The organism is Testudinibacter sp. TW-1, assembly GCF_050613185.1.
Classification (GTDB): Bacteria; Pseudomonadota; Gammaproteobacteria; order Enterobacterales; family Pasteurellaceae; genus Chelonobacter.
The window spans coordinates 273356-299207 of record NZ_CP192511.1 but is presented as its reverse complement, the minus strand read 5'-3'; the positions used below and the strand labels follow the sequence as shown (position 1 = coordinate 299207).

General features: G+C 47.0%; 13 protein-coding genes. 7 read left to right on the top strand and 6 right to left on the bottom strand.

All coding sequences use genetic code 11. From position 1 onward, the window contains the following. The first annotated feature begins 48 nt into the window (after positions 1–48). A complete protein-coding gene (locus ACQ31U_RS01420) occupies positions 49–792 on the top strand; it encodes an OmpA family protein (RefSeq protein WP_431053219.1) in 744 nt (247 codons plus the stop codon). Between the two features lie 58 nt (positions 793–850). On the opposite strand, the gene ACQ31U_RS01415 is transcribed toward ACQ31U_RS01420, so the two are convergent. Both ACQ31U_RS01415 and ACQ31U_RS01410 read right to left on the bottom strand, forming a co-directional pair. Beyond that, positions 851–1159, bottom strand: coding sequence for a BrnA antitoxin family protein (locus ACQ31U_RS01415; RefSeq protein ID WP_431053217.1), 309 nt, complete (start codon positions 1157–1159; stop codon positions 851–853). Then, positions 1140–1433, bottom strand: a complete 294-nt coding sequence (locus ACQ31U_RS01410) for a BrnT family toxin (protein ID WP_431053215.1) — start codon at positions 1431–1433, stop codon at positions 1140–1142. The genes ACQ31U_RS01415 and ACQ31U_RS01410 overlap by 20 nt, the downstream gene beginning before the upstream one ends. 582 nt (positions 1434–2015) lie before the next feature. Here ACQ31U_RS01410 and ACQ31U_RS01405 point away from each other — a divergent pair. The 6 genes from ACQ31U_RS01405 to ACQ31U_RS01380 all read left to right on the top strand — a co-directional run bounded on the left by ACQ31U_RS01405 (position 2016) and on the right by ACQ31U_RS01380 (position 21833). After that, positions 2016–8450: a YadA-like family protein gene (locus ACQ31U_RS01405; RefSeq protein ID WP_431053213.1), complete on the top strand. Its 6435-nt coding sequence runs from the start codon at positions 2016–2018 to the stop codon at positions 8448–8450. A 71-nt stretch (positions 8451–8521) separates the two neighbouring features. After that, positions 8522–9265 carry an OmpA family protein gene (locus ACQ31U_RS01400; RefSeq protein WP_431054254.1) on the top strand — a complete coding sequence of 248 codons (744 nt, stop codon included), beginning with the start codon at positions 8522–8524 and terminating at the stop codon, positions 9263–9265. A gap of 134 nt (positions 9266–9399) precedes the next feature. Then, entirely contained in the window at positions 9400–9558 is a 159-nt protein-coding gene (locus tag ACQ31U_RS01395) for a hypothetical protein (RefSeq protein WP_431053211.1), read from the top strand. Between the two features lie 67 nt (positions 9559–9625). Beyond that, positions 9626–9853, top strand: coding sequence for a type II toxin-antitoxin system RelE/ParE family toxin (locus tag ACQ31U_RS01390; protein WP_431054253.1), 228 nt, complete (start codon positions 9626–9628; stop codon positions 9851–9853). Positions 9854–10334: 481 nt separating this feature from the next. Next, positions 10335–21035 (top strand): ESPR-type extended signal peptide-containing protein, encoded by a 10701-nt coding sequence (locus tag ACQ31U_RS01385; RefSeq protein WP_431053209.1) that lies wholly within the window; start codon positions 10335–10337, stop codon positions 21033–21035. 48 nt (positions 21036–21083) lie between these two features. After that, positions 21084–21833 carry an OmpA family protein gene (locus ACQ31U_RS01380; protein WP_431053207.1) on the top strand — a complete coding sequence of 250 codons (750 nt, stop codon included), beginning with the start codon at positions 21084–21086 and terminating at the stop codon, positions 21831–21833. 215 nt (positions 21834–22048) lie between these two features. On the opposite strand, the gene ACQ31U_RS01375 is transcribed toward ACQ31U_RS01380, so the two are convergent. The 4 genes from ACQ31U_RS01375 to ACQ31U_RS01360 form a co-directional block, all read right to left on the bottom strand. Continuing rightward, positions 22049–23257, bottom strand: coding sequence for a glycosyltransferase (locus tag ACQ31U_RS01375; protein WP_431053206.1), 1209 nt, complete (start codon positions 23255–23257; stop codon positions 22049–22051). Positions 23258–23299: 42 nt separating this feature from the next. Then, positions 23300–24049, bottom strand: coding sequence for a class I SAM-dependent methyltransferase (locus ACQ31U_RS01370; protein ID WP_431053204.1), 750 nt, complete (start codon positions 24047–24049; stop codon positions 23300–23302). Next, the gene (gene trmA / locus ACQ31U_RS01365) at positions 24049–25164 is read right to left on the bottom strand and encodes a tRNA (uridine(54)-C5)-methyltransferase TrmA (protein ID WP_431053202.1); all 1116 of its coding nucleotides are present in this window, start codon (positions 25162–25164) and stop codon (positions 24049–24051) included. Before trmA ends, ACQ31U_RS01370 begins: the two co-directional genes overlap by 1 nt. Positions 25165–25311: 147 nt before the next feature. Continuing rightward, complete coding sequence (locus tag ACQ31U_RS01360; protein WP_431053200.1) at positions 25312–25644, bottom strand: DUF413 domain-containing protein; 333 nt, start codon at positions 25642–25644, stop codon at positions 25312–25314. Positions 25645–25852: the final 208 nt, after the last annotated feature.

Sequence of the window (25852 nt, the reverse complement as noted above, 5' to 3'; positions counted from 1 at the left end):
TTTGTCTCAGTAAGTGATAAAGTGCGGTGATTTAACGGAGAAGATTAAATGAAAAATGTAGCAAAATACGTATTGCCATTGACAGCTTTAGTTTTAGCGGCTTGCGGCAATTTAAGTGATGTTAAGCAAAATGGCACAACCGACAATCCCGTTTTCCCTGAAATCGAAGACGCAAGCGTGAATTTCAGCGGCTCGCAATACGGCATTTGGCCGAACTGGGACAACGTGCGCATGATCGAAAAAGGCATGAACAAAGATCAGCTTTACTATTTGATCGGACGTCCGCACCATGCGGAAGGGTTGTTTGCGGTGCGTGAATGGGATTATGTGTTCAACTACCGTCAAAACGGCGAACACAAAATCTGTCAGTTTAAAGTCTTATTTGACACCGATATGAATGCACAATCGTTCTTCTGGAAACCGCAAGGCTGTAACAATCAATATGAATTGTCCGGTGATTTTCTGTTTGATTTTGATGCCGGCAATTTAAATGCCAACGGCAAAGCGACCCTTGACGGTGTTATCAGAAATTTAAAAGCACAGAACGCGAAAGCGGTTGAAATTTCAGGTTATACCGATCGTCTGGGATCGGACAGCTATAATCTGGCACTTTCGCAGCGTCGCGCCGATGCGGTGAAGGCTTACTTTGTGCAACAGGGCTTTGCGCCAAGTGCGGTCACGGCAATCGGGCGCGGCAAAGCAGATCAAGTGGCGGCGTGCGAAACGGAACAAGGGCAAGCCTTGCGCGACTGCTTAAAACCAAACCGCCGTGTGGTGATTTCAGCAAAATAATTTGCTGACTTGTTCAAATGTATACCGCACTTTGTTGTTAAACACAAAGTGCGGTTTTTTATGGGCGTTGATTTTTGAGGTCGTTTAACATGGCTTCACGCAAAATAGCATTCATACGGGTTTGATAGCCTTTGCCTTTTAATTTCAGCCACGCAAGAATATCCGAATCAAAACGCACTGTCACCGGGGTTTTCGTTGGTTTATAAAATTTCCCTCGCCCCGCACTTTGCCAATCAAGCGCATTTTGTTCAGGTATCTCAGTTGTGTCGATCTCGATATCTGTTTGATCAGCCAAGTTTTTCAGTTGGTTAAGCCGCTCTTTAGAAATCGAGGGCAGTGCTTCTTGTTTAAATGAGATTTTGTTCATAAATTGTTTTTTCCTTTTTTGTTGCCCTTCTCGCACTAATAATTCGGATTAGCTCCGGATTTGAATTTGAGTCGAGCGTATGTGCGACCAGAATCAGCAGACAACCTGCGACCAATCCCATCGTTTGCCAGCGGTATTCCCCATTTTCGATCCGATCTTGAATGGAAAGGTGATTCGGATCACTAAAAACATGGGCAGCTTCTTCAAATGTAATACCATGCTTTTTTATATTGGACTTTGCTTTATTTATATCCCATTCAAATAGTAATGACATGGTTTTTCCTTTTACTTAGGTATGTACTATATTGTACATACAAATAAGGAAAAGAGAAAGCATGATTTGTTGAATAACGGATTGTTAATGCACCGACTTGATTAGCAAAGTGCGGTATTTGCTATTTGCTCTACACATTCCTCCCGTCCATTCCTTGAACACGGTCTTTTGTACACGATGAGTAAGATGTCGGCAAAAGTATTGTCCGTCAATATCACTTTCGCATTAATTTTGTCAAAAGGAGTGTCAGTGAAATAGTCACCACTGATTGTCATTTATGTCATTTTGTGTGGCGGACGTGTCTGTTTTTGGTTTTCGTTTACAATTTATGTTTTTCATCATGTTGTTTTTTATTTGCGTACGGAAATTAGGGGTAAAAATGCTTTTTTTTTTTTGCTAGTTAAAATAATGAGTTACAAATTAATTGTAAGTTTTATCCGAGTTATATTGTAAATATCCGTGGGTGGTTAATAATAAAGCAAGTGAAATGCTGATGATATTAGTGTCAGGTTTTAATTGATTTTCAAAATTATTTTGTTTTTTACTTTTATTTTATTTCTAATGGAGCGTTTGGGAGACTGTATGAATAAAGTTTATCGAGTGATTTGGAATAGAACGACACAACAATGCGTAGTTGCCTCTGAATTGGCGAGCGGTTATTGTTGTAGTTCACATTCCGATTCAAATCAAACCGAGAAATCAATCCGAAAATTTAATCAAAAATTAAGCCGAACCGCACTTTTGCTGTCCGGCTTGTTTTTTGCCGGTTTCAGCCTCAGCCCGGTGGCGTCTGCGGCGGTGACTATTGATAATACGGCTAACCGCATTAGTGCAGGAGAACTGGGAAATTCCAATATCACTAATGCACTAGTTCTTGGCAATGTTACGGGAGTTGGCGGAACAAGAAAAATTATCATTGGTGAGGGGGCAGCAGCAGATAGCTGGGGCGGTTCTAACTCTATTATTATTGGTACCAATGCAGGACACGGACAAACCGCAACCCATAGTTTCACCCTTGGTGAACTTGCCGGTTTTAACGTTGCGGGCGACAGTAACTTTGCGATGGGTAAATCAGCGGGTCGTACCGTTGTTGGTAGCAACAATTTTGCCTTTGGTGAAGAAGCTGGGCAAGATATGGGAACGCATGAAAATGCAGATAAAACAGCACAAGTCGGTGGCAATAATATTTCCCTAATGCAAGGTGCAGGCAGCGGCACTAAAGGCTCATTTAATTTTGCCGCCGGTTTTCAAGCCGGACAAGGTGTAACAGGTCATTATAACTATGCGTTAGGTTCACAAGCAGGTAAAACCGTCACCGGTGATGATAACGTGGCATTAGGGGCTAAAGCAGGACAAGAAGTCAATGGTCGTTCTAACTTTGCATTTGGTAACGATGCAGGGAAAAATGTAACAGGCAGCTATAACTACGCCTTTGGTGACGGTGCAGGGCAAAATGTAAAAGGTTACACCGGACCTAATCCACAAAAACCAGATGAACCACAATCGGTTGGTGCCAATAACTTTGCTTTGGGTAAAAATGCAGGTTCAAACTTGGTGGGCAACCACAACGTTTCCATTGGTGAACTGGCAGGGAATCGTGTTGGTACAAATCATAAAACGAATGAAACCGTTGATTCCGCCGAACACAATATTGCCCTTGGTTTCAGTGCCGGGCAATATATCGCCGGGCAAGATAACTTTGCCGCCGGGGTGAATGCCGGTAGCCGTATTATCGGTGAAAGTAATATGGTGCTGGGGAAAGATGCGGGTACCGATATTGAAGGGGATTTCAATACCGCACTTGGCTTGAACGCAGGGATGAATGTCACCGGTAATTCCAATGCCGCAATCGGCGAAGAAGCAGGTAGAAATGTTATTGGCAATACCAATACCGCAATCGGTAAAAATGCCGGTAATAAAGTGACAGGTACTGATAATATCAGTGTCGGTAAAAACGCAGGCACCGACGGAACTAATGTCAGCACCCGTAACGAAAGTATCTCCATCGGTGTTGACTCTTTAGCCAGCAAAAACCAAACCGTGGCGATTGGTGCTAAAGCGAAATCCATCGCAGACAAAGCCACTGCCATTGGCAATAGTGCAGAGGCTTCAGGCACAAGTGCACTCGCCATTGGTGACAGTGCCAAAGCAGGTGCCTCACAAGGTGTGGCAATCGGTAATACTGCCAATGCTGCCGCAACAGCTGGCGTTACTAGCGGAGTGGCTATCGGCACCAAGGCGAGCGTGTTTGGCAACAGCGGTGTTGCTATCGGTCGCAACAGTGCGGCAGAAACTAACGGTATTGCTTTGGGCACGAGCGCAAATGCTAATCAAACCAACTCAATTGCAATCGGTAACACTGCGTATGCAGGTAATGAAGCGGTGCATATCGGTACGACTGCCACAAAGGGTAACTGGAGCAACAACACCGGTGCATTCCGTCGCGGTAGCACCATGATCGGTTATGAAGCCGCGACACAAGGCTTATATTCAACCGTTACCGGTAATAACAATAAAATTCTGATTAACCAACGTGCGACAACTGGCGGTTTCTTAGGACTACGTGCATTTGCCAGTCAGGGGGCATTCTCACATATTTACGGTTCGCAAAACACCGTTGGCGATACTGCCAGTACCGACACTACTAACAGCATTGCGGTGCTGGTGACCGGCTCGGGTAATACTGTGCAAAACAGTAACGGTGCCTTGGTCAGTGGTTATGGTAATACTCTCACCAATTCGGCTGACGATAAAATCGTAATGCCTATCTTTGAAGACCCTATGGATACGATGGCGCGTATATTGGCGACTAATGGCACAGAATTAGGGCAAACCGCATTAATCGGTGCTGGCAACAGCTTAGATAACGGTAAAGATACGCTAGTGATCGGTATGCACAATAGCGTGAATACCTCGAATGACTCTTCAATTACGGGTAGCAATCTGACCGTCAACAGCATTGACCGCTCTTTAGTCAGCGGTAATGACAATATTGTCCACAGCGCGACGGACGTGTTGGCAATGGGGAATGATTTAGTCTTAGGTTCTGACGGCAACCCGATCAGCGGTACGATTGTTTTAGGAAATGACATCACGCTGGCTGACGAGGCTGAAGTGAAAAATGCGGTTGCGATTGGTAATGAAACTAAGGTTGCCAGTGAGTCTATTGCGATCGGGCAGGGTGTGGAAGCCACAGGTAAACAGTCGATTTCGATTGGTTTTGGTAATAAAGTCAGTGGCAATCACTCCGGGGCAATTGGTGATCCAAGCACAATCAATACCGCTAATTCCTATTCCATCGGTAACAACAATACGTTGGCACGAATTGACGGCAACGAAAAAGGCATTTTTGCTTTTGGTAACAACATTACACAAACTACCGACAACTCTGTATTCCTAGGCAATAACGCTGCTTATGTGGCTCCAGCAGCAACAACCAAAGGTACTGATAATGCTTATAGCAGTGATACCACGGTGGTAACAGGCAAAACCTTAAACTTTGCCGGTGGTACGAATGTGGTTGGTGTGGTGAGTGTCGGCAAAGCCGATGAGACCCGTCGCATTCAAAACGTGGCACCGGGCTTGATTTCTGCAACCTCAACTGACGCAGTAAACGGCTCACAACTTTTCGCTTTAGCACAAAATATTTCTACTGCCGCCACAGGTAGCACGCTGAAATATCTGTCGGTAAATAATCCGGCAACAGATGTAGCAAATAGCAAAAATGATGGCGCAACCAAAGCCGGGGCGATTGCGATAGGGACAAAAGCGTCGGCAACTTTGGTGAATGCCTTGGCAATTGGTAACGGCGCAAAAGTAACTCCGGACGGCGGTGCGGGGACTAATGGGATAGCCATTGGTACCAATGCCTATTCCCATGTGATGACCAACGGCAATCATGAAGCGATCGTCACTTTCGGACGTACGAAAGCTAATTTGGCAGGCGGTATTGCTATCGGGCAAGATACCCACGCACGGATTTCCACCATTGATATTGGTAACCGCGATTATCGTGGTCAAATCGGTGATATTGATCTCAGCACGGCAGATTGGATATCAAACAATGTGATCACCGGCGTTGGCGCAACCACAGTGGGGGACAACTCTACCAACTCTGCTAATTTCTCCAGTATCAACGGTTCGTTTAACGTGATTTCTAAAGCGTTTGATAAACCGACCGCTAGCTGGGCTGGCAATGCTTATACAAGAGGAGCTAATGCACTACATAATGCAGGTGCAGCCATTCAAGGTTTTGGCTCCTCCATTACCGGTTCGCTCAATAGTATTGAAGCCAATGAACCGCTTACAGAAGACTTGAGCGTATTAAGTGTCGATGGAAGTGCGGTTCCTGCAACAGCTCATCCGGCTAATGGCTTAATGTATTCTGGGTTAGCATCTAGTATTGTTGGGGTGGCTAACCGCGTAAATAAGAGCAATGGCGCATTAATTTTTGGTGCGGGTAATGAGATTACCAATTCTTATTTAACACCAAATAGTTCTTTGATTATCGATTCATTTGCAACTAATTTTTCTATTTTTGGTGCAAATGTTGCCTTAGCGGTAAACCCTAATATTACGGCAGGATCAGTTAAAGAATTATCTGAAACATTAAGACAATACGTTACCGAAAACCGTTTAGGTTCAGTTGGTATTATGGGCGGTGGCAACACTGCCGATTATGCTATTCTTTCCACTATCAACGGTATCGGTAACAGCTTAAGCGGAACCGGTGGTGCAGCGTTAGATAGCACCAATACCAAATTAGAAAACGCCTTGAATGGTACGATCTTCAGTGCCTTTAACACCATTAACGGCTATGAAAACACCGCTAAAAATGTGGCACACACCGGCATTACCGGCAGCCATAATGAAGTGGAAAATGCGCTACAAACCATCTTAATAGGTAACAACCATGTGCTGAAAGGCACCACTGCAGACGCAGCAACTGGCAACATTATTCTAGGCTTTAACAGCAGTAAAGATGCTGATGATATTGCCGAAAGTGTTGATGATGTGGTGGCGATTGGTAATGACACCAAAGTGGGTGGAAATGCCGCCATCGCTATCGGTAAAGGGGCTCAAGCCTTGGCAGCAAATACCATTTCGATTGGTTTAGGCAATGTTGTCAAAGCCAAAAACTCCGGTGCGATTGGCGATCCAAACATTATCGAAACTACCAATTCTTACGCTATCGGGAATAATAATGCATTGTTGAGAGCGCCTAATGCAACAACCGATGAACTGGGTATTTTTGCCTTGGGGAACGATATTAAGGTTACAACCGATAATTCGGTATTCTTAGGCAACAAAGCAGCGTTTGTGGCAGCCGATACAACCACCAAAGGCATTGATAAGACTTATACTTCAGCAAATATCAACAAGTTAAGCTTGAACTTTGCCGGTGGCGATAATGTCGGCGGCGTGTTGAGTATCGGCAGCAGCGAACAAACCCGCCGCATTCAAAACGTCGCGCCGGGGCTGATTTCAGCGAATAGCACCGACGCAATTAATGGTAGTCAACTATTTGCGGTAATCAACAGCGGCTGGCGGTTTACGGTCGGTAATAATGGCGGCACCAGTTCAGCAAGTTATACTGACGGCGCAGCGTTTGAAACGGTTAAATTGGGCGACACGTTAAACTTTATTGCCGGGGATAATATTGATATTACTCAAGACGGCAAAGGAATCACCATTAGCGCGAAAGTGATGAAAGGTGAAAAAGGCGATACTGGGGCAACCGGCGCAACCGGACCACAAGGTCCGGCGGGTGCTGACGGTGCAACCGGCGCGACAGGTGCAACCGGCGCAACAGGTGCAACCGGCGCAACAGGTGCAACAGGCGCAACAGGTGCTACCGGCGCCACAGGCGGTACCAGCGCAGGCATAGAATGGCAGTTGGCAACGGACGGTGATACGGAAAAAGATCCAGCGCAAGCGCCAAGTGCGGTTTCCGGCGAAACGGTGACGGTGAAACACGGCGCCAACAGCAAAGTGTCTGCGGTAGCCAAAGATCAGGACGGTAATTACAGCTATGAAATTGACGTGGTCGGTCTGCCGATGGAATATCTGGACGCCAATGGCAACTCATTGACCAATGTCGGCGGTCATTTCTATAGCTCACAAACCAATGCCGACGGCACGATCACCCTGACTCCGGCAACCCCGGCGAAAGTGAAAATTGTCAGCGAAAAACCAATGGTTGTGACCAATGTTGCCGACGGCAACGTCGCGTCGGGTTCAAGCGACGCGATTAACGGCAATCAGTTGCACGGCACGGCGCAATCGGTTGCTAATGCATTGGGTGGCGGGGCAACAGTTGACGCAAACGGCAAAGTCACGGCGCCAAGTTATGTGATCACCCAAACCGACGGTAAAACCACCACGGCGAACAATGTCGGCACGGCATTGAAAGCATTGAACAACGAAGTGATCAAACCGATCACTTTCGGTGCCGACAGCGGCACGGCGTATGCGGCGACCTTGGGAAGTGCGGTTAATATTCATGGGGACGGTAAAAATATCGCGACCGAGTCTGACGGCAAAGGCAATATCAAGGTGAAAATCAGCGATACGCCGACCTTTACCAGCGTGACCGCCAACAGCTATAACGTGGGAGAGAAAACCTATATCGACGGCAACGGGATCAACGCCAACAACCAAACCATCAACAATGTTGCCGACGGTGAAATCTCGGCAACCTCGAAACAAGCGGTTAACGGTAGTCAGTTACATGCGATGAATCGAAATGTGAATAACCTGAGTAACCGAGTTGACGGCTTGGCGAAAGACATTGACGGCGTGGGTGCAACCGCAGCGGCAATGGCAAGTTTGCCGCAGGCCTACCTGCCGGGGCACTCAATGGTGGCGGTTGCCGGCGGCGCGCATAAATCGCAAAATGCGGTGGCGTTAGGGGTATCGCGTATTTCCGATAACGGTAAAGTGATTCTGAAACTGAATGCTTCTCACAACAGTCGCGGCGATTTGACCGGCGGCGTTGGCGTGGGTTATCAGTGGTAACAAATCTGACCGCACTTTGCATAAAACAGGCGAAGTGCGGTTTCTCACCGAATAATAAAATGGAGAACATGATGAAAAATATAGCAAAATATCTGTTGCCACTGGCTGCCGCAATGGCATTAGCGGGTTGTCGCCTGAGTGATGTTAAAGCCGATGGCACAACCGACAATCCGATCTTCCCTGAAATCGAAGACGCCGGTGTGAATTTCAGCGGCTCGCAATACGGCATTTGGCCGAACTGGGACAACGTGCGCATGATCGAACAAGGCATGAACAAAGATCAGCTGTATTACCTGATCGGCAGACCGCACTTTAGCGAAGGGCTGTTTGCGGTGCGCGAATGGGATTATGTGTTCAACTATCGTCAAAACGGCGAGCACAAAATCTGCCAATATAAAGTGTTGTTCGACAAAGAGATGAATGCACAATCGTTCTTTTGGAAGCCGGCAGGCTGTAACAATCAATATGAATTATCCGGTGATTTTCTGTTTGATTTTGATGCCGGCAATTTAAATGCCAACGGCAAAGCGACCCTTGACGGCGTTATCAAAAATTTAAAAGCACAGAACGTGAAAGCGGTTGAAATTTCAGGTTATACCGATCGTCTGGGATCGGACAGCTATAATCTGGCACTTTCGCAGCGTCGCGCCGATGTGGTGAAGGCTTACTTTGTGCAACAGGGCTTTGCGCCAAGTACGGTCATGGCAATCGGGCGCGGCAAAGCGGATCAAGTGGCGGTATGCGAAACGGAACAAGGGCAAGCCTTGCGCGACTGCTTAAAACCAAACCGCCGAGTGGTGATTTCAGCAAAATAATTTGCTGACTTGTTCAAATTTATACCGCACTTTGCCATTAAAACGGCAAGTGCGGTTTTTTGTCTGTTTGATTGAAAACAACATAATGTGGTCTATAATATCAACAACGTTCAATAGCCCCTAATGGAGAGAGAATGGACAAAGAATATATTCAATGGCTAAGTGCCAAAGTAGAAAATGCCAGAGCTGATGTGACGGCAAAACGGATAATGACATTAGATGACGTTAAAAATAAGTTGCGTAAACAGCGTATTGAACGTGAAAAACTGCAGTTGGTCGAAAAAACAGCGTAATGAAAGTGTATATCACTCAAACGGCTTATGATGATTTAGTGCGAATTGATGAGCAGTTGATAACTTTATTGGCGAGGTTATTGCGGATAAAATTATAGCTGAGATTTATGCTGTGATTGAATTCGCGAGCGAACAGCCTGAAATGGGAGTTAAAGGTCTAATCCCGGGCACAAGAGAACTGTTCCCCAAATTAGGCAAATATCGCGTTGTCTATGAAATTGCGGGAGATGAATTGCACGTCCTCAATATCGTACTTGCCAAACAAAAATACCCTCTAGATCACTTTTTAGCTTAACCACTTTCTAAATGGTTCCAACCGCACTTTGCTATTTAATTAAGCAAGTGCGGTTTTTTGTTTGGTCAACTCAAGCTAAATTGTCATAAAAATTGGGTCAACGTGATCGATTACTATGATAGGTAAAATAAATAACCGTCATTATCCTTATAACTATTTCACCCCCCCCCCCCCGATATATTCCAAAAAGGAATATGGGTGTTTTTTCATGATCGGAAAAAGCCTTGTTTTATCAATATTTGATGTAAAAATAAGCAATCCGAGCTGATGAATTTCAACCTTCGGTCAAGTAAGAGTGTTAACGTATCGTGATCTTTTTTATTGTGATTAATAGATTTTTTATGAAAATAAAAGTGTAAATTTATTTTGAATTTATCTAACGCTATGATTTAATTCGCGCGTCAAAATTTTGTAGTCTATTTGTAATATTGTTAAATCGAATAGAAGTAATGAAAATAATCAAAAGAGGCGAAGAAAAGTAATGAATAAAATCTATAGAGTTATTTGGAATAAAAACACACAGCAAATGGTTGTCGTGTCTGAATTGACGACAACACAAGGCAAAAGCACATCGGAATCAACCGGCAGTGCGAATCAAAGTGCGACCAATCGCCGCGGGCTGTTTTCTCATTTCATTTTTAACTTAAAGGTTTCAGTTATTGCGATTACAACGGCATTATTCGGTACGAATGCATTGGCGTATCAGGAGAACGGTAGCGGTGCGAGTGACAATGACAATAACGTGGTTATCGGTGGTGGCACGGATGTGAATCAAGCCTCAAAAGTAACGGGCGGTGGCGACAATTCGACCATCATCGGTGCAGGTGCAAAAGGCGTCGCCGCAGATAACGGACGTGCCGAAGGGGCAACCGCTATCGGCGCAGGCGCACAAGCCTCCGGCGGTGCAACTGCGTTGGGCTGGAATGCCAAAGTCTCAAATACGACCGGCGGTGTGGCTATCGGCTCGGATACCAGCGTCAGCGGCGCAAATGCAGTGGCGATGGGCTGGGCGGCGCAGTCGTATGCAGCGGCAGCGATTGCGATCGGAACACAAGCCATAGCCGATAGCGCTGTTTCACCGACCATTAATCAAGGCGCTAATATTTCGATTGGGGCACATGCTTATTCTTCAAATTTTGGTCCTGTTCAATTGATTGCTGATCGTACAAATGGCAATTCAGTAGCATTTCGCGATACAGATGAGGCTGGAACAATGATAACCGGCATGAAACCGTCTGCTGTCAGCATCGGCGAACACAGTAAAGCCTACGCCGGCAGTACCGCAGTCGGTTATAACAACCTTGCCGGGGTTGCTGGTGAAGAGGGTACAATGGCATTTGCATTTGGTAACAATAATGATGTCACCGGTTTTTATGCCACCGCACTGGGTTTGGCGAACACCTCGACTGGTACATCGGCCGTCGCCCTGGGAACGGTAAATAACGCCTCAGGCAATACGGCAATCGCCATTGGTCGTCAGGTTACGGCATCCGGCAATTATTCAACCGCACTTGGTAATGTAGCCACTGCAAGCGGCAATAATGCGTTTGCGGTCGGGCATTCTTCACAGGCAAGCGGAAACCGTGCAATTGCAATCGGTTCTTCAACCGCAACCACCAGTAATTTAGCAACGGGAACGGCAACACGGGCAACCAGCGCCGATGCCATTGCGGTCGGTACAAATTCCCGCGCCACCGGTGATGATGCGATTGCGATCGGTCAAGGAACCCGATCTGCACAAAAGAACACCACTGCAATCGGACGTGATGCACAATCACTTTCACCAAACAGTATTGCGATTGGTACAGATGCGAAAGCGCAAGGCGCAAATACCAGTGTAACTTCAATGACGGCAATCGGTCATAAAGCCTCTGCAACCGGACATCAGTCGATTGCATTGGGGACTGATGCCAGTGCAAGCGGCAGTTTTTCCGCAGCATTAGGTTTGTTGGCGAATGCTGTCGGTACGGAGTCCATTGCCCTTTCCGGTGACGCAACGGCAACACAAGCAGTCGCTTTGGGTTCCCGTTCAAGCGCAACCGTTGAAGGCGGCGTTGCCTTGGGTTCAAGCAGTGTTGCCAATCGGGCGGCGGGCTCAGCCGGTTATGATCCGCTCACATCAGCCGCCTCAACCGCAACGAATGCAACATGGCGCGCAACAACGGCAGCCGTCTCTATCGGCGGCAACGGTCAAACCCGTCAAATCACCAATTTAGCGGCAGGTTCTGCCGACACTGACGCTGTGAACGTGGCGCAATTAAAAAAATTGGCAGACAAACCGCTTACATTCTCGGGAGACAGCGGTACTGACATTCAGCGTACGTTAGGACAAACCTTAGAAGTGAACGGTGGCGCAACAGGTTCGTTGACCGATAACAATATCGGTGTCGTAAGCAATATAAATAATAATAGCTTAAACATTAAATTAGCTGAAAAGATTAATCTTGGTGTAAAAGGCAGCGTCCAAACCGGCAACACCTTAATGAATGATAATGGCGTCACCATTACCAACGGACCAAGCATGATTGTTGCCGGCATTAATGCGGGCAACAAAACAATCACTAACTTGGCCGAGGGCAAAGCCGATACCGATGCTGTGAATGTATCGCAATTAAAGAAAGTGGCACAACAGGCGGCAAAAACCGTTAACGTGGTTGACGGTAAAAATACCAGCGTGAGATCAAACACCGTTGGCGATGTCACCACGTATCAAGTGGATGCGGAAAAAGTCTTGGTTAGCGTGAAAGCCGACAGCGGCTTATTATTGGAAACCAACACCAACGAAAACGATAAAATTACCGGCTATGAATTGAGCTTAACCGAAGAAGCACAACGCTCATTGGAAAAAGCCGATGCAGCCCTGTCATCTTGGACGGCGCAAGTGAACGGTGAAACCGCTAAAACCATTGACAAAGATAAAAACAGTGTGAATTTTGTTAATGGCGATAATATTGTGATCTCCAATGAAAACGGTGATATTAAAGTTTCTACCGCTAAAGATGTTACTTTCGACAGCTTGACCGCAGGGGGCAATGTAGCAATCAACAAAGATGGTATCGACGCCGGTAATAAAGCGATAACTAACGTCGCCAGCGGAGGCAACGATGTCAACAATGCTGCCAATATCGGTGATGTGCAAAGTGCGGTTGCAGCGGCAAAAACCCATTTCTACAGTGTGAACAGCACTGACAAAACCGCCGGTAACTACGATAATAAAGGGGCGACCGGCACGGACGCCTTGGCGGCTGGTGTGGCGGCGAGCGCAACAGGCAATTATGCAACTGCGGTTGGTGCAGGTGCGCAGGCGACGAATGATTCGTCTACCGCAGTGGGTAATAATGCTAAAGCGCAGCATAGAAATACTCTGGCGTTAGGGAATACATCAACTGCCAGCGGTGCTAATTCGGTAGCCGCAGGTTATGCTTCGGGTGCAACCGCCACCAACTCTGTCGCAGTCGGTAGTAGTGCCAAAGCAGCAGGTGCTGCGTCGATTGCACTGGGAAATTCCGCCAGTGCAACCGGCACTAACGCCATTGCCATGGGGAGCAACAGTACGACCGGCGGAACGAGTGCAATCGCGATCGGTGAAGCGTCTAATGCTGCTATACGTGGTGTTGCGATTGGTGAGAAAGCAAGCAGTAATGCTTCTTCGGTCGCTATCGGTGAGAATGCTAAGGCAGCGGTAACCGCCGGCGATGTTGCCATTGGTCAAAACTCGACAACGATCGCGGCTACACAAGTGAGCAGCGCCACCGTCAACGGTATCAATTATAGCGGTTTTGCCGGTAATGCACCTAAAAATGCATTCAGTGTCGGCAGCGTCGGCGCAGAACGTCAAATTCAAAATGTGGCGGCAGGTCGTATCACGGCGACGTCAACGGACGCGATCAACGGTAGCCAGTTATATGCAGTTGCGGAAGTGGCGGGCAAAGGCTGGAATATTCAAGCTAACAGCGGCACGTCATCAAAAGTGGCGCCGGGCGATACGGTGAATTTTGTGAATGGCAGCGGCACGACTGCGGCGGTGAACACTGCGAATGGCACTTCAACCGTCAGTTATGCGGTGAATAAATCGGGTTTCACCGTAGCGGATAATGGCGATGTCAGTGCACAAAATGCAGGTGATAATTTTGCGACGGCAACGGATGTGGCAAATGCGATTAACTCGGCAAACAAAACCACTGTGGTGCAAGCAGGCAATAATGTCACGGTAAATGATCCAGTGGTCAACGGCACGGTAACTACTTATACCGTCAATGCTGATGGCACAAGTGTCTCCGCAGGAAGTGCGGTTCAAGTGACCAAAGGCGAGAAAGATAGCACTACGAATATGACGGATTACGCAGTTGATTTAACTGACGCCACTAAAGCAGACATCAAAAAAGGTGTTGAAGCTGCAACTGATATTGCAGACAAAGGCTTGACCTTTACCGGCGACAACAATAGCAAAACCGACGTTAAAAAGCTGGGTGAAACAGTGGCAGTGACAGGTGATGAGAATATTACCTCAACTGCCAGCGCGACAGGTATTGCCTTGGCGCTAAGCAAAAACCTGACGGTTGACAGCGTGAAAACCGGCAACACCACTGTGAATAATGACGGAATTACCATTGCTAATGGTACAAATCCGGTGAGTTTGACTAATACCGGCTTAAACAACGGTGGCAACACCATCACCAATGTGGCTGAAGGTGTGAACGACACAGACGCAGTGAACAAGTCGCAGTTGGATACCGTTGAAACTAAAGCGGACAATAACACAACCGATATTGCTAATTTGCAAAATCAAACGTGGAAACTACAAGCGAATAGCGATGAAGCAAGTGCGGTTAAAGCTAACGATACGGTGCAGTTTATTAACGGTGAGAATATCGATATCAGCCGTGACGGTAACAACATTACCATTGCCACGGCAAAAGAAGTGAGCTTTGATAAAGCCACTGTCGGCACCGGTGCGAACCAAGTGGTGTTGGACGACAAAGGTGTGAATGTTGGCGGCAAAACTTACATCAGCAAAGACGGCATTAATGCGAATAGCCAAGTTATCAGCAATGTTGCCAGTGGCGGTGATGTGACCGGCAATGCGGCGAACATCGGCGATGTACAAAAAGCGGCGGCGGCAGCGAAAAGTGAGGTCAAAGCCGGTACGAATGTGGCGTCAGTGACATCAGAAACCGGTGCGGATAAACAAACGGTTTATACCGTGAATGCCGACGGCGCTAGTGTTTCTGCGGCAGAAGGAAGTGCGGTCAGTGTGACTAAAGCCGAGAAAAACAGCAGCACCAACATCACTGATTATGCGCTGGACTTAACCCAAACCACCAAAGATAACATCAAAAAAGGCGTTGACGCCAAAGAGGCAGTTGACAGCAAAGGCTTAACCTTTACTGGCGACAGTGGCAGCACCGATGAAAAACTGTTGGGCAGCCAAGTTGCAGTTAATGGCGATAACAATATCACTACCACGGCAAGCGCAGATGGGGTGAAAATTGCACTAAACAAAGCATTGAACGTGGATAGCGTTACCGCAGGGAATACTACGCTTAATAATGATGGCGTGACAATCACGGGTGGAACCAATAATGTCAGTTTGACTAACACCGGGTTAAATAACGGTGGCAATCAGATTACGAATGTTGCCAGTGGCGGTGATGTGACCGGCAATGCGGCGAACATCGGCGATGTACAAAAAGCGGCGGCGGCAGCGAAAAGTGAGGTCAAAGCCGGCACTAACGTTGCTTCAGTGGAGGAGAGCAAGGGTGATAACAATCAAACCGTTTACACTGTCAATGCAAATGGCGCCAAAACTTCAGCCGGTTCAAGTGCGGTTACAGTAACATCCGCTACGCCGGATACGAATAATGTAACCGACTATAAAGTGGATCTGTCAGACGCGAGCAAAGAAAGCCTGACTAAAGCCGATAGCGCACTTCAATCTTGGACGGCGCAAGTGAACGGTGCGGAAGCGAAAGTGGTGAATAAAGATAACGCGAACGTCAATTTTGTGAATGGCGGCAATATTGAAATCACTGCCGAAGCAGACGGCGATATCAAAGTCTCGACGGCAAAAGAGGTTAGCTTTGACAGTGTGACCCTTAATAAGGGTGGAAATGTTGCCGAAGGCAGCAAAAGTGCGGTCAACGGAGGTGATGTTTATCGCGCGATTCAAAATAGCGAATCCCAATTCCAAGGGGATAACGATACTGTGATTAAGCGTAAACCGACGGAAGTGTTGCGTATCACCGGCGGAGCAACAGGCGACACCACGGCGAATAATATCAAAACGGTAGGGAATGCCGACGGCTCTATTGCGATTCAATTGGCGAAAAACCTTACCGGGTTGAGCAGTATTGCGACGGAAACAATCAAAGTCGGCGATAAAGTTGAAATCAATAAAGACGGTATCAACGCAGGCGGCACAACGATTAGCAATGTTGCCAGTGGTGGTACGAATGCCAATAATGCGGCGAATATCGGTGATGTGCAAAAAGCGGCGGCGGCAGCGAAAACTGAAGTTAGCCAGGGAACAAATGTGGCTTCTGTCGTGAAAACCGAAGGGACGGACGGGCAAAGTGTCTATACCGTGAATGCCGACGGCGCCAGTGTTTCGGCAACGGAGGAAAGTGCGGTTAAAGTCACGAAAGGGGCGAAAGATAACACCACAAATGTGACGGATTACGCACTGGATTTAACCGATGAGACGAAAGCGGAGATTAAGAAAGGTGCTGAGGCAGCGAACGATATTGCCAACAAAGGCTTAACGTTTACGGCGGATAACAATACCACGACCGGCGTTAAAAAATTGGGTGAAACGGTTGCAATAACTGGTGATGACAATATTACGACAACCGCCAGCGTAACGGGCATTGCTTTGGCATTAAACCCAAATTTAAATGTCACCAGCGTCACTACGGGCAATACCACAATGAGTACTGACGGTGTGACCATTAATGCGCCAACCGCAGATAACCCAACGAACACGGTTAGCCTGACGAATAGTGGCTTAAACAACGGTGGCAATAAAATCACCAATATTGCCGATGGTACAGAGGCAAATGATGCGGTAAACAAATCGCAGTTGGACGAGTTGGCGAAAAACATCGCAGCCGGTGAGAAAAGTGCGGTTGTCAAACAAGGCAACAACACCACTGTTACGTCAACCGTTGATGGCAACGTGACGACTTATACTGTGAATGCCGAAAAATCAACGGTTTCCGCAGCAGATAGCGGCGGTTTAGTGGCAACGCCAACGGAAGACAAAGCAAACAATGTGACTGACTATGCGATCAGTTTGTCACAAGCGACTAAAGATAGTTTGACCAAGGCAGACGGTGCGCTTCAATCATGGACGGCGAAAGTCAACGGCAACGATGTGAAAACGGTGGATCAGAAAGATAACAGCGTGAACTTTGTCAACGGTGACAATATCGTGGTTTCTAACGAGAACGGCGATATTAAAGTCTCGACGGCAAAAGATTTGACGGTGGATAGTGTGACTAGCGGTGATACCAAAGTGAATAGCGACGGTATTACGATTGCCAATGGTGAAAATCCGGTGAGTTTGACCAGCAGTGGTTTAAACAACGGCAATAACAAAATTACCAATGTGGCTGACGGTGCGGTTGCCGCCGACAGCAAAGAGGCGGTGAATGGCGGTCAGTTGTTTGCCACCAATCAAAATGTAACGACCAATGCGAATAACATCACTAACTTGCAAAATCAAACCTGGAAGCTACAAGCCAATGGCGATGAAGCAAGTGCGGTTAAAGCCAGTGATACCGTGCGGTTTGTTGATGGCGACAATATTAACATCACCCGTGACGGCAATAATATTACTGTCGCAACGGTGGCGGCGCCAACCTTTAGCGATGTTAAAGCAACGAGCGTTACCGCAGGGAATACTGCGCTTAATAATGATGGCGTGACGATCAATGGCGGTGCAAATAATCCGGTGAGTTTAACCAATAACGGATTAAACAACGGCGGCAATACCATTACTCATGTCGCGAACGGAGAAAACCCTACCGATGCGGTTAACAAGCAACAATTAGACGCGGTTGAAACGGCTGCCGGTAACAAATTAGGCGACTTTACCGTCGGCGCAGACGCACAAGCCAAAGCGGACGGTATTGTGATCAATAATGACAGTAAGCGTTTTGATGTGGTTGGGCACAACGGCGTAGAAACCGCAGTTAGTGATAAGCAAATTACGGTAGGTTTAAATGCGGAAACCCAAGCAAGCCTGAAAAATGCCGACAGCGCACTTCAATCTTGGACGGCGCAAGTGAACGGCACGGCTGTGAAAACGGTGGATCAAAAAAATAACAGTGTGAACTTTGTCAATGGTGACAATATCGTGGTTTCCAACGAGAACGGCAATATTAAAGTCTCGACGGCAAAAGAGGTTGCGTTTGACAGTGTGACCATTAATCATGGCGGAAGTGTAACCGAAGGCAGCAAAAGTGCGGTCAACGGCGGCGATGTTTATAATGCGATCCAAAACAACACCGCCCAATTTAAAGGGGATAACGACACCATTATCACGCGTAAACCGGCTGAAGTGTTGAGCATTACCGGTGGTGCGACCGATGAAACCACGGCGAACAACATCAAAACCATCGGCAGCGCAGACGGCTCAATTGCGATTCAGTTGGCGAAAAACCTGACGGATTTGGCGAATATTGCTACCGAAGCGCTGAAAGTTGGCGATAAAGTTGCAATCGATAAAAACGGTATCAACGCAGGCGGCACAACGATTAGCAATGTGGCTGACGCTGTGAACGGCAAAGACGCGGTCAACAAAGACCAGTTAGACGCCTTGGCGAAAAACATCGCAGATAACGAGAAAAGTGCGGTGGTTGAAGCCGGTAAAAATGTCACGGTTGATAACAGCACCAGTGCTGACGGCAAGGTTACCACTTACACCGTAAATGCAGAAAAAACCACGGTATCCGAAGGTAACGGGATTACGGTGACTGCCGGCGAAAAAGATGATAACGGCGTAACCGATTATAAAATTGCGTTAGACAAAGACATCACTATCGGTAACGATGACGAAGCCGGTGCATTGGCAATCAAAGGTGCCGATGGCAAAGACGGTATCAGCCTGAACGGCGCCGACGGCACCATCGGCTTGAACGGCAAAGACGGTGCAACGGCGACTATCGGGGTGAAAGACGGCAAACCGGGTCTAAACGGCGCAGACGGTACAACCCAACCGCGCTTAACGGTTGGCGGAAACGAGATCGCGACATTGAATGACGGTTTGAAATTTAAAGGCGATGTCGGCGAGGTGATCCCGAAAGCCTTAAACCAAACCTTAACCATTAAGGGCAATGTTGCGGAAGAGGCGGAAGTAACCGATAAAAATATCCGTGTGGATAATGAAAACGGTGATCTGGTGCTGAAAATGGCACGTAATCTGCAAAATCTCAGCAGTGCGACTTTTGTGGATAATGATGGTTTTAGCAATGTTATCAATGCGAAAGGTATGACAATTGCTTCTGCAAATCCGAATAAAGCACCGGTAAGTTTAACTGAAAACGGCTTAGATAACGGTGGTAATCGAATTCAGAATGTTGCGAATGCGGTGAATGATAGTGATGCCGTGAATTTAGGTCAGTTGACTGACGCCATTATTGATAGCGTTGCTTATGGTCGAGTAGTCGTTAAAGCCGGCGAAAATACGAATGTGAAAACAGAAGGTGAGCGTCTTAATGGTGGTGCAACTTATACCGTTAATGCGGATAAGAGCGTGGTTACTGCAGAAAATGGCGGTTCAATTACGGTCACACCAACAGAAGTTACGAATGCCGATGGTGTTAAAACGACCACGTTTGCAGTGAAGCTGAATGATGACATTAGTGTGAACAGCGTTACCGCCGGTGATAACGTGAAGTTAGATACCACAGGTTTAACCGTTGGTGATGTGAAGATTAGCACCGACGGTATTAATGCCGGTGACAAACAAATCACGAATGTAGCAAACGGCAATGTCGCAAAAGACAGCAAAGATGCGGTTAATGGCGGTCAGTTGTTTAATCAAGCCGAGGGGGTGAAAAATCTTATCGGCGGAGCAACCACTTATGATGCCGCAACCGGTACTTATACCAATAACAATATTGGCGGTACGGGGCAAAACACGATTGACGCTGCGATTAAAGCGGCTAACGATCAAGCCAATGCTGCGGCAGAACAAGCCGGAAAAGGCTGGAATTTATCGGTCAATAACGGTGTTAATGCAGGGAATATCGCACCGGCAGCTACGGTAGATCTGAACAATAGCGATAAGAATATTGTGATCAGCAAAGCCGACAACAATGTAACCTTTGATCTGGCGAAAGAGCTTACGCTCGATAGCGTGAGCATTAATAAACCGTCTGAAGTAAGCGCTGGCAGCAACAATGTGGCGACCACAGGGCAGCTGCATAATACCGCCAACGCGGTTGCGACGGCATTGGGCGGTGGTTCGACAGTGGATGCCAACGGGAACGTGACGGCACCGACTTATACTATCACTAAAACCGATGGTTCGACGGTGACAGCCAATAGCGTCGGCGGTGCGTTGAATTATTTTAACCGTGAAGTGGTGAAACCGATCACATTTGCCGGTGATGAAGGCAGTTATGAAGCCAAGTTGGGTAATACGGTGAATGTGAAAGGCGGTAATAATATTAAGACCGCAGTGAGTGGCAACACCTTGACAATTAGCATGACGGATACGCCGGAATTTACCAGTATCACCACGGGTAATACCACCATGTCGACAGCGGGTATTCGGGTGAAAGGCGGTGCAAACGGTGATGTATCCTTAACCGCAAACGGTTTGAACAATGGCGGCAACCGCATTACCAATATTGCTGACGGTGTTGAAAATAACGACGCGGCGACGGTTGGTCAGGTGAAATCAATGGGTAACGCCTTGAACGGTCGTATTAATGAAGTTGACGGCAGAGCCCGTGCCGGTATTGCCGGTGCCTTGGCGACCGCCGGTTTGTATCAAGCCTATCTGCCGGGTCACTCAATGGTGGCAGTTGGCGCGGGGACTTTCCGGGGTGAGAATGCGTTGGCAATCGGGGTGTCGCGTGTTTCCGACAACGGTAAAATCGGGGTTAAACTGAGCGGAATGTCAACCAGCCAAGGTGATGTCGGCGGTTCGGTCAGCGTGGGTTATCAGTGGTAGTAAAATAATAGGGGCGGATTCGCCCCTATAACAATAAGGATGAGAATAATGAAAAACACAATAAAAAAAGCATTTCCGTTGGCGGCGGCATTTTTATTAGCCGCTTGCGGGAATTTAAGCGATGTCAAACAAGACGGCACAACCGATAATCCGATCTTTCCTGAAATTGAAGACGCCGGCGTGAATTTCAGCGGCTCGCAATACGGCATTTGGCCGAATTGGGACAACGTGCGCATGATCGAAAAAGGGATGAACAAAGATCAGCTGTATTACCTGATTGGCAGACCGCACTATGCGGAAGGGCTGTTTGCGGTGCGCGAATGGGATTATGTGTTTAACTACCGTCAAAACGGCGAGCACAAAATCTGCCAATATAAGGTGTTGTTCGACAAAGAGATGAACGCACAATCATTCTTCTGGAAACCGCAAGGCTGTAACAATCAATATGAATTATCCGGTGATTTTCTGTTTGATTTTGATGCGGGTAATTTAAATGCCAACGGCAAAGCGACCCTTGACGGCGTTATCAAAAATTTAAAAGCACAGAACGTGAAAGCGGTTGAAATTTCAGGTTATACCGATCGTCTGGGATCGGACAGCTATAATCTGGCACTTTCACAGCGTCGCGCCGATGTGGTGAAAGCCTACTTCGTACAAAACGGTTTCGCGCCAAGTGCGGTCACGGCAATCGGGCGCGGCAAAGCGGATCAAGTAGCGGCGTGCGAAGCGGAACAAGGGAAAGCCTTGCGCGACTGCTTAAAACCAAACCGCCGCGTAGTCATTTCGGCAATAAAATAAGCCGCAATTCAAAAGATAAGCCGTGTTGATTAACACGGTTTTTTTATTTCCATCCCTCCGCATGTGGAGGGAGAGAAAGGATCTGAAACATAGACGTTGTTATCGGTTTGAACCGTGTTGATTAACACGGCTTTTTTTATTTCTCTCCCTCCGCATGCGGAGGGAGTACCATTTTTCGAAAGAAAAATGGGGAGGGAAAGGCTCGTTTTTTGCGTTTATAATGTGGTTAAATAGTTGATAATGGCGGTGCCGGTTGTATTATTTTGCGGAGATAGATTTTCGTTTAGTGTGCTTAATAATTTTTGTACCTCAGAATTTGAATCTTGCGCTGCTTGTCGTTGATAAAATTTTAAATTATTAATGGTGATATCTCTGATATGTGGCTCGGGATTGGAGAATAAGATTTTTTTACAGCAGTCATAGCCTAATTTAAAATCATCTACGTAATAAGCACTAATCGACAATTCAAAATCGATCCAAAAATCATGCACGGATTTTTTAACGAATAAAATATCATTCTGTGGAAATGGAATGTTTTTGGCAATTAACCCAAGTTGATAGGCTAATTTACATTTCCCTTGGATACGTAATAAACGCACTGCATTATATAAACATTCGATCCGCTTCGGATTATAATCATACCCTTCTAGCCAAGTATAAATGGCAGTTTGATAAGCATGATTTTTTTCGTAACAAATACCGAGATTTTCATAAGAACAGGTGACTTCCTCGATCCAACCGCCCAGATTGATCCGTTGCTGATACCATTCGATGGCTTTGTCATATTGTTCCGCATCACGGTAAGATTGAGCGCAGTAAAAGGCATATCGCGCTTTTAAATCCTCATCGTCGGGTTGCTGATAAGCCGTCTCTAACAACTTAGCATCTTTCAGATATTTATTCGGATCTTGGCTGCGATTGCCAAAGCGCCCGGAAATAATATGGTAGTCGCCATTAATAAACGCTTTTGAAGGATTTTGTTGTTTGGATTCCAAAAATTCGTGTAACACGCTACGCCAAAAAAATTGCCGATTATTTTTAATTAGCAATGGGCGTTGATAATCAGTCCCCTGATTGGACATTAAAAAATAATAACTGTCGGCGGTTAAGTCCGGTAAAGTAAATGTGCCCGTAAAACGATCATCGGCATCAAAAATAAAAACATAATCGGCTTTGCCTTGGCATTGTTCTAATGCCAAATTACGGTTATATGAAAAATTAACCCAAGCATGATGGTAAATTTCACCCGGAATGTTATGCTGAGCAAAAAAATCCGTAATAATTTCGACGGTGCGATCGGAAGAGCCGGTGTCGGAAATAACCCAATAATCAAGATCAATATGCTGAATAATATTGCTTAATGTATCCTGAATAATATTCGCTTCATCTTTGACAATCATATTTAGACAGATTGTTTTTTTCATGCTCCTTCCTTAACGCTAACGCAGCTCGAATAATAAATTATCTTACCCCAATCCCATATACACATCAAAACGATGGTTTTTGGTTTTCTGGCTGAAGTGCGGTTTTTGTTCGGCTAGGAACGGGGCGTAGTCGGGGCGTTTTACGACTACGCGCTTGTGCGCCAATTGCAGTGCCGGGGCGAGCAGTTGATCGGCGTCTAAATCGGCGCCGACTAAATGCTGAAAAATCCGCATTTCTTTTTTAACCAAGGCGCTTTTTTGTTTATGCGGATACATCGGATCGAGATAAATCACATCGGCGCTATCTGCGGCAGGCGAAAGTGCGGTCAGGCTGTTGATTGGCAGTAAGCGCATGTTTTGTTGCAGCCAACTGCCGATTTCCGCATTTTGGTAGCCGCGCCGTAAGCCGTCTTGCAGCAATGCAAAGACCACCGGATGGCGCTCGATTAACCGCACTTGGCAGCCGATTGCCGCCAGCACAAAGGCGTCGCGCCCCAGTCCGGCAGTAGCGTCAATCACCGTTGGCAAAAAACCTTGTTTAATCCCTACGGCTTTGGCGACCGCTTCGCCGCGTCCGCCGCCGAATTTGCGCCGATGTGCCATTGCGCCGTTGATGAAATCCACCGCCACCGCTCCCAGCTTCGGCTCGTCCAGTTTGCGCAATTCCAGCCGTTCGGCGGTTTGCACTAAGGCTAAAATTGCCGCAGGATCATGCGTTAAATGTAAAGTGGAGCAAGTGCGGTCAAACTCGGCTTGTTTGGTTGCGTCTTCGCACAATAGTTGAATGCCCATCAGATCTTAACCAACCAAACCGCACTTTCCATATGTTCGGTGTAAGGAAACTGATCAAACAACGCCGCCCGTTTAATGCGGTGCGTTTGGCACAGGGTTTGCAAATTGCCGCACAGGGTATGCGGATTGCAGGAAATATACAAAATGCGCGGATATTGCCGCACCATGTTCACCGTCTCTTCGTCCAATCCGGCGCGCGGCGGATCGACCAACACGGTTTCGCACTGATAAGCGCTGAGGTCAATCCCTTGCAAACGGTTGAATTGGCGCACGCCGTTAATCGCTTGGGTGAAGTCTTCCGCCGACATGCGGATAATTTGCAGGTTGTCGATACGGTTTTCGGCAATATTGAACTGAGCTGCCGCCACCGACGGTTTGGCGATTTCAGTCGCCAGCACCTTGCGGAAATTTTGCGCCAGCGCCACGGAAAAGTTGCCGTTGCCGCAATAAAGCTCCAGCAAATCGCCCTGACTGCCTTGCGTGCAGGAAAGCGCCCACTCAATCATTTTCACGTTAATGCCGGCGTTCGGCTGGGTGAAGCTGTTTTCCACTTGGCGATAGGTGTAATCACGCCCGTTGATGGTCAGTACTTCATCAATATAGTCTTGTTCCAAGCAGATTTTCTGCTTGCTGGCGCGCCCGATCAGTTGCAGATCAAAACCTTGCCGTTGCAGGGTTTGGCGCAAAATTTGCGCTTGTTGTTGCCATTCTTCGTCCAATTGGCGGTGATACAACAGGCTGACGATAATTTTTTCGCTTCGGGTGCTGAGATAATCAATCTGAAACAGTTTGTGCGCCAAGTGCGGTTGCCGTTGTAGCAGCGGAATAATCGCCGCCATCATGCGGTTAATCAAACGGCTGGCGACCGGGAATTGATCGACCCGATAACGCTGTTTGGTTTGCGGATCGAACATAATATGGTACAGCTCGCCTTTATTGTCAGTACGAAAGTCGTGCCAAATGCGAAATTCGGCGCGCATACGATAATGTTCAGGCTCGGAAGCAAACACCTCCAGCGCAGGGGCAGAAAACGGCGCAAGTAATTCAGCGAGTTTATGTTGTTTATCGGCTAATAGTCGGGGATATTGCGCAATCGCTAAGGTTTGATTCGGCATACGGTCGTTTATTGGTTTTCGGGCTAGATAGAATGGCGTTAGTGTAACATTTTTTGCCGTTAAGCTGAATAAAAGTGCGGTTTTCTGTTGCGGAATAACTCACGCCGGCGCACCTTGCGCGCGCCAACGGATAATGGAGCGACGAGATTAGTCGTTGTTGCCGTAGTCGTCAACCGTATCGGCTGCGGCTAAACCGGACAGGGTATAAACCCGTTTTACGCTGGAAATGCGCGCACGGTATTTGCACCAGGTTTTTTCAAAAAAGGTTTCAGGTTGGCGTTCATTGCGGCAAACCGCGACAAATTGCTCTTCTTCGGCATTGATCGGCGCACGGTTGCCCAACTCCAACTCGATAAACGCTTGCCCGTGTTTTTCCAAGGTGTCGGATTCGCGAATGGTGTAATCACCGTGACGGGAAAACCCGCGCGGGTAGTTTTTATCATCAAAAAAACGGCGGGTTACGCTAAAACTGTCAGCCATAATAGTTCCTCTATAGTACGAAAGATAAGTCGGCAAGCATTAAACCAATTCATAAAAATAAGTCAACTTTTTTTTGTGATATGGCTGAAATTTATGTGTATTGATACTGAGTAGAAGAACTGCAGACGTCAGAAAAAGTCATCTTGCGATAACCCGTTTTGTCGGAGATAGTCAATTGCGGATAAAATCGTTTCTGCCTGCGTATCGT